This is a genomic window from Oleiagrimonas sp. (assembly GCF_027858935.1).
Lineage (GTDB): Bacteria > Pseudomonadota > Gammaproteobacteria > Xanthomonadales > Rhodanobacteraceae > Oleiagrimonas.
On sequence record NZ_JAQIBU010000068.1, the window covers coordinates 1 to 11477 of the forward strand.

Here is an 11477-nt window from a genome sequence, read left to right on the forward strand (position 1 = left end):
ATAATTTTCCAGCTCCAGGTCCCGCGAAGACCAATCCAGCCAGGTCAAGGTGTTGTCCTGCGCATAGGCATTGTTGTTGCCCGACTGGCTGCGACCGAATTCATCCCCGGCCGTCAGAAGCAAGGTGCCATGTGAAGCAAAAAGGGTTGCAAGCAGTGCTTTCGTATCCCGTCGCCTGGCTTTTTGCACCTGCAGCTGGTCACTGGCCCCTTCGATACCGTTGTTCCAGGAATAATTTTCATCGTGGCCATCCCGGTTGCCTTCGCCATTGGCCTGGTTGTGCTTGCTGGCGTAGGACACGATGTCATGCATTGTCATGCCGTCATGGGCCGCGATGAAATTCACCGACCGGCTCCTTGCCACTCCGAAAATATCCGTGGAACCGGCAAGCCGTGTGGCCAACATGCCGGTCTTGCCGGAATCGCCACGCCAGAAGCTGCGTACATCGTCCCGATAGCGATCGGACCATTCCAGGAACCGTTCGGGGAACTGTCCGAGCTGATACCCGCCGGGCCCGATATCCCAGGGTTCGGCGATCAGTTCACGATTGCTCAGGATCGGGTCGCTCTCCAGCATCGAGAAAAACGGCGCGCCGCGATCAAACCCATCGGCACGGCGGGCCAGGATCGTCGCCAGATCAAAGCGGAAGCCGTCCACGCCCGCGTGCCGTACGAAATGACGCATTGCATCGCGCATCATTTCTACGACCACCGGATGGTCGCACGCCAGCGTGTTGCCACAACCGGTATCGTTGATGAGCGTGCCGGGAACTCCTGGATCACGGCGGTAATACACGGTGTTGTCGAGCCCGCGCATCGAGAGGGTTGCCCCGTGAGCGTCGCTCTCGCCGGTGTGATTGAAGACCACATCGAGAATGACGCCGATACCGGCCTCATGCAGGGCTTCCACGGCGAGGCGCAAGTCCTGGATCCCATGGGGAGCAAGTCGGGGATCCAGCGTCATGAACGTCAGCGGATTGTAGCCCCAGGCATTGTGAAGACCCATGGAAGGAAGGTGCCGTTCATCGATCCAGGCCGCAATAGGCATCAATTCGACCGCTGCAACATTCAGTCCCTGCAGATGCTCGATGGTGGCTGGATGTGCCAGGGCTGCCAGCGTGCCGCGCTGGACCTCGGGAATGGCGGGATGCAAGCGGGTGAAACCGCGTACCGGAATTTCATAAATCAACCCGCCACGGCAATTGATCGCAACGCCTGGCTCCGGCGGTTCAGGCAAACGCGTCAGGATCGCCTTGGGAACCAGATCAGCCGTATCCCCGGACTGCCCGCGCGGCAGCGTCAGACGCGTATCATGTCGATAGGCCCGGTCGATCCTGACGGCATACGGATCGACCAGCAACTTGTCCGGGTCGAAGTACAGGCCGCAATCGGGATCATGGGGGCCCTCCGCGCGCAAACCATAGCGCTGGCCCGCGTCAAGACCGGCGATCACCCGATGGAACATGCCGCTGCCGTCCGGCTGCATGGGGATCCGTTCGATTTCGCGTTTTCCGTCGCGGTCGAACAGACACAGCCACAAACGCTCCGCGCTTGAGGACCAGACGCTGAAACGCACACCCTCGTCAACGAAGACAGCGCCAAAGCGTGGCGCCGTCGCAGGATCCATCATGTTCTTCGACATCAGGTGATAACGCTGGGCACATCACGTGCAACATGATTGCGGATGCATGCCAGCTCCTCTGCCGCTGCGATCAGGCTTTGCAGGGCCTGCTGCGTGTCGATCGACTGGCGTGCAGGATCGGCTTCGAAACGTTCCATATACACCCGCAGTGTTGCGCCAGAAGTTCCCGTGCCGGACAGACGAAACACCAGCCGCGATCCTCCTTCGAAGCGGATGCGGATACCCTGGTGTTCGCTGGTCGATTGGTCGACCGGATCATGGTAGGCGAAGTCATCCGCCGCACGAACCGTCAGCCCCTGCACGGTCGTTCCGGGAAGCTCTTCGATACGTGCGCGCAGGGCTTGCATCAGGGCATGTGCAGCTGCTGTGTCCACGTTTTCATAATCATGCCGCGAATAGTAGTTGCGACCATGGCTGGCCCAGTGTTCAACCACGATGTCCTTGACGCTCTGACGGCGCGACGCCAGGATATTGAGCCACAGCAGGACAGCCCAAAGTCCGTCCTTTTCGCGCACATGATCGGATCCGGCCCCGGCGCTTTCCTCGCCGCAGATGGTCGCCATGCCGGCGTCCAGCAGATTGCCGAAGAATTTCCAGCCCGTCGGTGTCACATGGCAATCGATGCCAAGCCGTGCGGCCACGCGGTCCGCCGCTGCACTGGTGGGCATGGAACGCGCGATTCCACGCAGTCCTTTCGCGTAACCCGGGGCCAGGTGGGCGTTGGCGGCAAGAATGGCCAGTGAATCGGAAGGCGTGACGAACAGCCCCTTTCCGATGATCAGGTTGCGATCCCCGTCGCCATCCGAAGCCGCACCGAAATCGGGCCCATCATCCGACATCATGAGATCGTGAAGATCCTTGGCATGGACGAGGTTCGGATCCGGATGGTGGCCTCCGAAATCCGGTTTCGGCACGCTGTTGACCACACTCCCCGGAGGCGCTGCGAGACGCTTCTCGAAGATCTCCGTGGCATACGGTCCAGTCACAGCGTGCATTGCGTCGAAACGGATACGGAAACCGGATTCAAAAAGCGCGCGTATCGCGTCGAAGTCGAACAGCGTCTGCATCAGCTCGGCGTAATCGGCAACCGGGTCGATGATTTCGACCTCCATGTCACCAATGATCGTGCGTCCTTCCGCATCGAGGTCTACATCCCCGGCATCCAGGGTGAGGTAGCGTTCGATCCGCTCGGAATGTGCGTGGATGGCGTCGGTGATGCCCTCCGGCGCCGGACCGCCATTGCCGATGTTGTACTTGATACCAAAATCTTCGTCCGGGCCACCGGGGTTGTGGCTCGCTGAAAGTATGATCCCGCCATAGGCCCCGTATTTGCGGATCAGGTGGGACACCGCCGGCGTGGATACAATGCCCCCGCGACCGACCAAGGCACGACCAAACCCGTTTGCCGCTGCCATCCGTATGACTTTCTGGATGACTTGCGGATTGTAGAACCGCCCGTCGCCACCGATCACCAGGGTCTTGCCCTGGAATCCCTCAAGCGAATCGAATATCGACTGGATGAAGTTCTCGACATAGTTCGGCTGGCGAAATACCGAAACTTTCTTGCGCAGGCCGGACGTACCCGGCTTTTGATCTGCATACGGTTCGGTTGTGACTTTTCTGATCATGCGTCTGAAGGTTTCCGTGACATGAGTGATCGATAAACCCGGGCATATCTGGCCGCACTGCCGGTCCAGGACACGTCGGTCTTCATGCCCTGCCGCTGCATCCCGCTCCACAGCCTTGAATCTGCATACACGTTGCATGCGCGGCGCACGGCATACAACAGATCCTGACCGTTGTCGGGTTCGAAGACGAAACCGGTGGCCGCGCCCGCGTTCAGGGCCGCCTCATTGGCATTGATGACGGTATCGGCCAGTCCGCCAGTGCGGGCAACGATCGGAATGCATCCGTAACGCAATCCATACAGCTGGGTCAAACCGCAAGGTTCGAATCGCGACGGGATCACAATCGCGTCGCATCCCGCCTGCATGACATGGGAGAGTTCCTCGTCATAGCCGGCGATAAAACCGACCCGGCCAGGATGCTTTCCGGAGGCAGCGAGAAAGGCGCCCTCAAGCGCATGGTCGCCTGATCCGAGCACGGCAATGCGTACGCCAAGTGTCACCATATCGTCGATCAGACCGACCAGGACATCCATCCCTTTTTGCCAGGTCAGGCGGCTGATCACGCAAAAAAGCGGGTTGACGTCTTCGTCGAGCTGGAAGCGTTGCAAGATTTGCTTGCGGTTGCCGAAGCGCCGGTTGAGCGATCGGGTCGAATATGTGGCGGGGATCCTGGGATCCGTCTGCGGATCCCAGGTCGCGATATCGATGCCGTTGAGAATGCCGTGCAGATCCGTGCTGCGCATCCGTAACAATCCGTCCAGCCCCATGCCGAACTGCGGGGAGTGAATCTCACGGGCATAGGTCGGGCTCACCGTGGTGATGGCCCAGGCCGACTGCAATCCTGCCTTGAGATAACCAACGCCTCCATAATATTCGACGCCCTGCAGGGACATCGCTGCATCGGGAAGGCCGAGCTGCGGGAAAACCGCTGCCGGATATTGCCCCTGAAAAGCCAGATTGTGGATAGTGACCAGACTTGGCGTGCGTACCGCCTTGCCGTAGCGCATGTAGGCCGCGGTCATCGCCGCCTGCCAGTCATGCGCATGCACGATATCGGGAACAAAGCCTTTCAGGACGCCTTCGGATATATCCGACCCAACCCGTGACAAGGCCGCGAAACGCTTCCAGTTATCCTCCCAGTCGGTGCCCGAAGGATCGCCATACGGACCTCCCGGTCGATCGAACAGATGAGGTGCGTGCAGTATGAAAAGCTCGAGATCATCGATCTGCGTCGCAACGATCGACGCCGGGCCGCCCATCAGCGTGGCATAGGTCCTGACGACCTTGTGGCATCGAGGGGTCCGTTGCATCACGGCCGGATAGCCGGGAATGAGACTGCGGACCTGTATTCCCTGGCTTCGTAGCGCCAGTGGCAGCGCGCCGACGACATCGGCCAGTCCACCGGTCTTGATCAGGGGGTAGATTTCCGATGCGACCGAGAGCACTTTCATGTCTTGATTCACAATGCGTCGATCATGCGCTGGGTGATCAGGCAAACGCCGCGCTTTGTGCGGTTGAAACGCTTGGCGTCCAGTACAGGGTCTTCGCCGACCACCAGGTATTCGGGAATGTTCACGCGACGGTCGATCACCACCTTGCTCAGGCGGGCGCCACGTCCGATATGCACATCCGGCAAAACCACCGCCTCGCTCAAGGAGGAATAGGAGTGCACGCGCACGCCCGTGAATATCATGCTCTTTTGCAGGCTCGCTCCGGAGATGATGCAGTCACCTGATACAAGGGAAGAAACCGCCATGCCGCGGCGACCGTCCTCATCATGGACGAATTTTGCAGGGGGCTTGATCTCGGCATAGGTCCAGATCGGCCAGTTGCGGTCATAAAGATCGAGTTTCGGAAGCACGTCGGTCAGATCAATGTTGGCCTCCCAGTAAGCATCTACCGTGCCGACATCCCGCCAGTATGCCTCGCGCTCGGAGGAAGAGCGCACGCAGGAAAGATTGAAGCGGTGCGCAACCGCCTTACCGTGTTTGACGATGTACGGGATGATGTCGTGGCCGAAATCCCTGTGCGATCCGGCATCGGCGGCATCCCGCCTCAGTTGATCGACCAGGAACGCCGTTCGGAACACGTAAATACCCATGGAGGCCAGGGCCAGGTCCTGGTTGTCCGGAATCCCGGGAGGATCGGATGGCTTTTCGACAAAGTCGATGATCCGGTCCGTCTTGTCCACGTGCATGACCCCAAAACCGGTAGCCTCCATGCGCGGCACCTCGAGACAACCGATGGTTACATCCGCACTGGTGTCCACGTGCTGGCGCAGCATCATTTCGTAATCCATCTTGTAGATGTGGTCGCCGGCGAGAATGACCATGAATTCAGGACCATACGCATCGATGATATCGATGTTCTGGTACACCGCATCGGCGGTGCCCTGGTACCACTGGGTCTCCGAAACGCGCTGGCTTGCGGGAAGGATATCGAAACTTTCATTGCGTTCCGGACGCAGGAAGTTCCAGCCGCGCTGCATGTGCCTGATCAGGGAATGCGCCTTGTATTGCGTGGCCACGCCGATGCGGCGAATACCTGAATTGATGGCATTGGATAACGCGAAATCGATGATCCGTGTCTTGCCACCGAAATAAACCGCCGGTTTGGCGCGGGAATCCGTCAGTTCCTTGAGACGGCTACCGCGTCCGCCAGCCAGTACATAAGCCATGGCATCACGCGCGAGTGGATGAGTGCGTTGTATTTCCATGTGGTTCTCCAGTTACCAGAGCAAACCTTTCAATGTCCTGCAAACTCCAGAAGAATCGTCGAAAGCGGCGGCAGGGTCATGGATACATGCGCCGGCCAGCCCTGGGATTCCCCGGACCAGGCCGTCACCTGTCCGCCGTTGCCGAGGCCTGATCCGCCGTAATCGCTGGAATCGGTATTCATGATTTCCCGCCAGATGCCATCCATTGGCAAGGGCAGTTGGTAGTCGTGGCGCGGAACCGGGGTCATGTTCGAGACCACAGCCACCGGGCTTTCGCCGGGGCTGCTGCGCAGCCAGGCAAAGACAGAGTTTTCGGCGTCGTCCACGACCAGCCATGAAAATCCCTCGCCTTCGCAGTCGCGCGCATGCAGGGCCGCGTGCGAGCGATACATCTGGTTCAAGTCCTTTACCAGTTTGTGCATGCTTTCATGCGCCGGCTGATTCAGCAGATGCCAATCCAGCGAGCGGGCCTCGTTCCACTCGTTGCGCTGGGCGAATTCCTGTCCCATGAACAGCAGCTTCTTGCCCGGATAACCCCACATGAATCCGTAATAGGCTCTGAGCGTGGCGAATTTCTGCCAATCGTCCCCGGACATCTTTTGCAGCAGCGTGCCTTTGCCATGCACCACCTCGTCATGCGACAGCGGCAACACGAAATTCTCGGCAAAGGCATACATCAGGCCGAATGTGATCTCGTCATGATGGTGCTTGCGGAACAGCGGCTCACGGGCAAGATACTGCAACGTATCGTGCATGAAGCCCATGTTCCATTTGAATCCGAAGCCAAGCCCGCCCTCATGAACGGGACGAGTGACCATCGGCCAGGATGTTGATTCCTCTGCAATCGTCATGACGCCCGGATGCGTCCCGTACAGATCCTTGTTCATTTCCTGCAGGAAATGCACCGCGTCCAGATTTTCGCGCCCCCCTTGGTCGTTGGGAATCCATTCGCCGTCCTTGCGTGAATAATCCAGATAGAGCATCGAAGCCACAGCATCCACGCGCAGACCATCCAGGTGGTACTTCTCTGCCCAGAACAGCGCATTGTTGACCAGATAGGCCAGGACTTCGCGACGACCGAAGTTGTAGATCGCCGTGTTCCAGTCAGGATGCATTCCCATGCGCGGGTCGGCGTGCTCATAGAGTGCCGTTCCGTCGAATCGCGCAAGGCCGTGTTCATCCGTCGGGAAGTGCGCCGGCACCCAATCCAGAATGACGCCGATGCCCGCCTGATGCGCTCCATCGACAAAACGGGCAAAGCCCTCGGGATCGCCGAAACGCGCTGTGGGGGCATAAAGCCCGGTGGTCTGATATCCCCAGGACGGATCATAGGGATATTCGCTGATCGGCAGAAACTCGATGTGCGTGAAACCCAGATCCACCACATACGGAATCAACCGGTCGCCCAGTTCGTCCCAGGAAAGGAAGCGGCCATCCTCGTGTTGCTGCCAGGAACCTGCGTGCACTTCATAGATGCTGATCGGTTGACGTCGGGCATCCGTTTCCCGCCAGTACTTGCGATGCTCGTGGTCTGCCCAGACATGATGAAACGGGTCCGCGGTGATGGATGCGGTCGCCGGTCGAAGTTCGGACTGGAATGCAAAGGGATCGGCTTTCAGCGGCAACCGCTGGTTGTCTGAACCGATGATCTCGTATTTGTAGGGCCTGCCGATGCCGATATCCGGAATGAATATTTCCCAGATGCCGGTATCGCCACGCAGCCGCATGACATGGCGCCGACCGTCCCACTCATTGAAGTCGCCCACCACCGAGACCCGCCTGGCATTGGGAGCCCAGACGGCGAAATGCACTCCGTTGACCCCTTCATGGGTGATGACATGCGCCCCCATCTTGTCGAATAGTCGCAGGTGGGAACCCTCACGCATGTAGTAATCATCCATCGGTCCGAGCACTGGACCGAAGGAGTACGGATCGGTGACCTGCCATTGGTGGTCTGGCCCATGGGCCAGGTACTTGACCACCTGCCGTTTGCGCAGGGATATGCGACCTTCGAAAAATCCAGCGTCATGACGGCGTTCAAGGTCGCCCAGTGGCGTCCCATCCAGCTTCTGGACCTTGATTGACTGCGCATGAGGAATGAAGCAGCGCGCAAGCAGCCCCTGCCCTGCCGGTTGAACACCCAGTACAGCGAAGGGGTCAGCATGGCGCCCGGCGACGATAGCCTCTATGGCGGCCTGCTCAAGAGCCGCGTCGACGGATCTATCAGGATGTCCGCGTGTTTTTTTCGCCATCGCCTGCCCTTGTGCATGACAACACTATCCAGGGCGGAAGGCTTGAAACGTCCCCGAAATCAATCCTTGATCGGGTCAAACCTTCCAGATATCGGATGCGTATTCCCGGATCGTGCGGTCGGAAGAAAACCAGCCCATTCGCGCAGTGTTGTGAATAGCCATGGTGAACCATTGCTCCGGTTTGGACCAGACCTCATCCACGCGACGTTGCGTCTCGGCATAGGAATTGAAGTCGGCGGCAACCATGAACCAGTCGTTGTCGTAGATTTCTCCGATCAGGTCGCGATAGCGTCCCGGGTCATCCGGAGAGAACACGCCTCGCGTGATCGCCGTCAGTGCCTGCAAGAGTTCGGGAGAGGATTCGATGAGCGCGCGCGGATCGTAGCCATTGTTGCGACGATCCGCGACCTCGTCGGACCGCAGACCGAAGATGAACATATTGTCGTCACCAACGTTTTCGCGAATCTCGATATTGGCGCCATCGAGCGTGCCGATCGTCAGCGCCCCGTTGAGGGCGAATTTCATGTTGCCGGTGCCAGAGGCTTCCATACCGGCGGTTGAAATCTGCTCCGATAAATCTGCAGCCGGCATCATGATCTCGGCAAGGCTGACGTTGTAATTCGGCACAAACACCACCTTCAGCAGGCCCCGTACCGCCGGATCACGATTGATGACCTTGGCAACGTCGTTGGCCAGTTTGATGATGTACTTTGCATTGTGGTAACTGGGCGCGGCCTTGCCGCCGAAGAACTTGACCCGCGGCACCCATTCCCGCTCCGAATGCGACCGGATCTGGTCATACAGGGCCACCGCTTCCAGGATGTTCAGCAACTGGCGCTTGTACTCGTGAATGCGCTTGATCTGGATATCAAACAGCGCTGAGGGATCGAGACGGATGCCCAGCCGATCCTCCACATAGTGTGCCAGCCGCTCCTTGTTTGTGCGTTTGACCACGGCGAACTTTTCACGGAAGGCCGCATCACCGGCCATCCCGTCCAGCGACTTGAGCAGGGTAAGGTCGTCCAGGAACCCGTCGCCAATGGTTTCACGTGCCAGATTCGTGAGTCCCTGGTTGCACTGGAACATCCAGCGCCGCGGCGTGATGCCATTGGTCTTGTTGTTGATCCGCTCCGGATACAGATGATGCAGGTCGCAAAAGACCGTGTCCTTCATCAACGCGGTATGCAGCGCGGACACGCCGTTGATGGAGTGTGAACCCACAAAAGCCAGATTGCCCATGCGTACACTGCGGACAGTGCCCTCATGGATCAGCGATATCCGGCTGATCTGCTCATTGGTGAACCCTTCGTGGGCGCGTACCACGCGCAGAACCTCGGCGTTGATCGCATAGATGATCTGCATGTGGCGCGGCAGCAGGCGCTCGAGTAGATGGATCGGCCAGGTTTCGAGTGCTTCGGGCAACAACGTGTGATTGGTATAGGCGAACGTTCCGTTGCAAATACGCCATGCCTCCCTGAAATCGATACCGTGCACATCCATCAGCAGACGCATCAGTTCGGCAACGGCAATTGCCGGGTGCGTGTCGTTGAGATGAATGGCTGCTTTTTCGGGTAACGATTGCAGTTCTCCGTGCTGACTCATGTGACGCTGCAAAATGTCCTGCAGCGACGCGGCAGAAAAGAAATATTCCTGCCGCAAACGGAGTTCCTGTCCCTCCTCGTGTGAGTCTGCCGGATAAAGCACCCGCGACAGGGTATCCGCCTTGTTGCTTTCAGCCAGAGCGCCGATATAGTCGCCGGCATTGAAAGCCTCGAGGAGAATCGGGTCGATGGGCTGCGCCGACCATAGTCGCAACGTGTTGACGCGACGGCCGCGCCAACCCACCACGGGCGTGTCATAAGCAACTGCAACAACCCTTTCCAGAGGCTTCCAAAGGTGCCCGTGCAAGCGTCCTGAAGGGCTCGTCAGCGATTCGACCGTACCGCCAAAACCGATCTCAAATGCACGCTCCCGGCGTTCGAATTCCCACGGGTAGCCATGCTTGAGCCAGGTTTCCGGCAACTCTGCCTGCCAACCATCGGATATTTCCTGACGAAACATGCCATTCTTGTAACGGATTCCATAGCCATGGGCGGCGATATCCAGGGAGGCGATGCTTTCCATGAAACAGGCAGCCAGCCGCCCAAGACCACCATTGCCAAGCGCTGCATCCGGTTCCAGTTCGGCAATGACGTCCAAATCGACGTCCAGTCTATTGAGGGCCTCGCGCATGCTCTCCAGAAGGCCGAGATTGGAGAACGAATCGCGCATCAGGCGCCCGATCAGAAACTCAAGGGAGAGGTAATAAACGCGTTTGGTCTTGGCTTGATACGAGCGTTTGGTGGAATCGATCCAGTGATCGACGATGCGGTCACGAACGACGAAAACAGCCGAGGACAGCCAGTCATAGCCAGTGGCTACGGAGGCATCCTTGCCCAGATGGCTTTTCAACTTGCGAGAGATTTCATCCGCGAGTTCCTGAGGATCGATGCTGATGTTGATCGGCGAATCGCCGTTGCTGACATGGGTTTCGTTCATGAATTGATCTTGCAGTGGTGATTGTCGCGGGGCTCACGGTTCACAAAGGTGGCCATGCCACGCATGCGGCTTTCCTGCATGCACGGGCTCAAGGATACAGAGGTGCATTTCGGAACCGTTCCCTTTGTCAGGCGATGACCGGTGGCCGAAATAGCTAGCCAATCATACCCCGGTTGAGAACGTCGGTGACTTTACCTGCCCAAAGCATCCATGACCTCGTTTGGATCTGTGCTGCGTTTCACCACCCTGCTTTTGGAACAGGCCTGCGTAGACCACACTGTGGCTACAAGATGTTTTGGTGGGCACACACTGGGAGTTCCCGATGCGGTCACCAGGCATGTCTTCTGGGATGTCGAGAGGAGTGGACCGTGTAGCACGGAACGTGCCGCGCCGACAATGTTGCTGGAAAATCCACGTGCCTCGCAGGCAATCGAACGGGCTGCCATCGCGGGCCTGCCGCGGGAGGTGGAATCCCAGGCGAACCATCAAGCATTTGGGTTTCATCCGTTGCGCAATGAAACCCTGCAATGCCGTGGTTTTGCGATACTTGCCGATGCTGCAGGCAAACATGGAGGCCAGGGTAACAACCAAATCTATACAGTAAATCATTGTTATATTTAGTTATTTAATCACTGACTTGGCGCAGTTACCGCCAAAGTTACCGCCAAAAGGTTTTGACACTCTGCGCTATCTCGGCACGTT

The 11477-nt window shown here is 58.4% G+C and carries 8 protein-coding genes; 2 read left to right on the forward strand and 6 right to left on the reverse strand.

Going from position 1 to position 11477, the window contains the following annotated elements; translation table 11 throughout:
• From glgX to glgB, 5 genes are all read right to left on the reverse strand, one after another.
• Nucleotides 1–1629: glycogen debranching protein GlgX (glgX, locus tag PF446_RS02620; RefSeq protein WP_298069416.1), on the reverse strand; the 1629-nt coding region annotated here is incomplete at its 3' end.
• 11 nt (nucleotides 1630–1640) lie between these two features.
• Entirely contained in the window at nucleotides 1641–3269 is a 1629-nt protein-coding gene (locus PF446_RS02625; protein WP_298069418.1) for an alpha-D-glucose phosphate-specific phosphoglucomutase, read from the reverse strand.
• Nucleotides 3266–4720, reverse strand: coding sequence for a glycogen synthase GlgA (gene glgA, locus PF446_RS02630; RefSeq protein WP_298069420.1), 1455 nt, complete (start codon nucleotides 4718–4720; stop codon nucleotides 3266–3268). Before glgA ends, PF446_RS02625 begins: the two co-directional genes overlap by 4 nt.
• An 8-nt stretch (nucleotides 4721–4728) precedes the next feature.
• Complete coding sequence (glgC, locus tag PF446_RS02635) at nucleotides 4729–5985, reverse strand: glucose-1-phosphate adenylyltransferase (protein WP_298069422.1); 1257 nt, start codon at nucleotides 5983–5985, stop codon at nucleotides 4729–4731.
• A 29-nt stretch (nucleotides 5986–6014) separates the two neighbouring features.
• Entirely contained in the window at nucleotides 6015–7886 is a 1872-nt protein-coding gene (gene glgB / locus PF446_RS02640) for a 1,4-alpha-glucan branching protein GlgB (RefSeq protein WP_298069424.1), read from the reverse strand.
• A gap of 60 nt (nucleotides 7887–7946) precedes the next feature.
• On the opposite strand from glgB, the gene PF446_RS02645 reads away from it, so the two are divergent.
• The gene (locus PF446_RS02645; protein WP_298069426.1) at nucleotides 7947–8069 is read left to right on the forward strand and encodes a hypothetical protein; all 123 of its coding nucleotides are present in this window, start codon (nucleotides 7947–7949) and stop codon (nucleotides 8067–8069) included.
• Nucleotides 8070–8312: 243 nt separating this feature from the next.
• Here PF446_RS02645 and PF446_RS02650 read toward each other — a convergent pair whose 3' ends face one another.
• Nucleotides 8313–10775, reverse strand: a complete 2463-nt coding sequence (locus PF446_RS02650) for a glycogen/starch/alpha-glucan phosphorylase (RefSeq protein ID WP_298069428.1) — start codon at nucleotides 10773–10775, stop codon at nucleotides 8313–8315.
• A 396-nt stretch (nucleotides 10776–11171) separates the two neighbouring features.
• On the opposite strand from PF446_RS02650, the gene PF446_RS02655 reads away from it, so the two are divergent.
• On the forward strand, nucleotides 11172–11396 hold the full coding sequence (locus tag PF446_RS02655; protein ID WP_298069430.1) for a hypothetical protein: 225 nt from the start codon (nucleotides 11172–11174) through the stop codon (nucleotides 11394–11396).
• Nucleotides 11397–11477 lie beyond the last annotated feature (81 nt).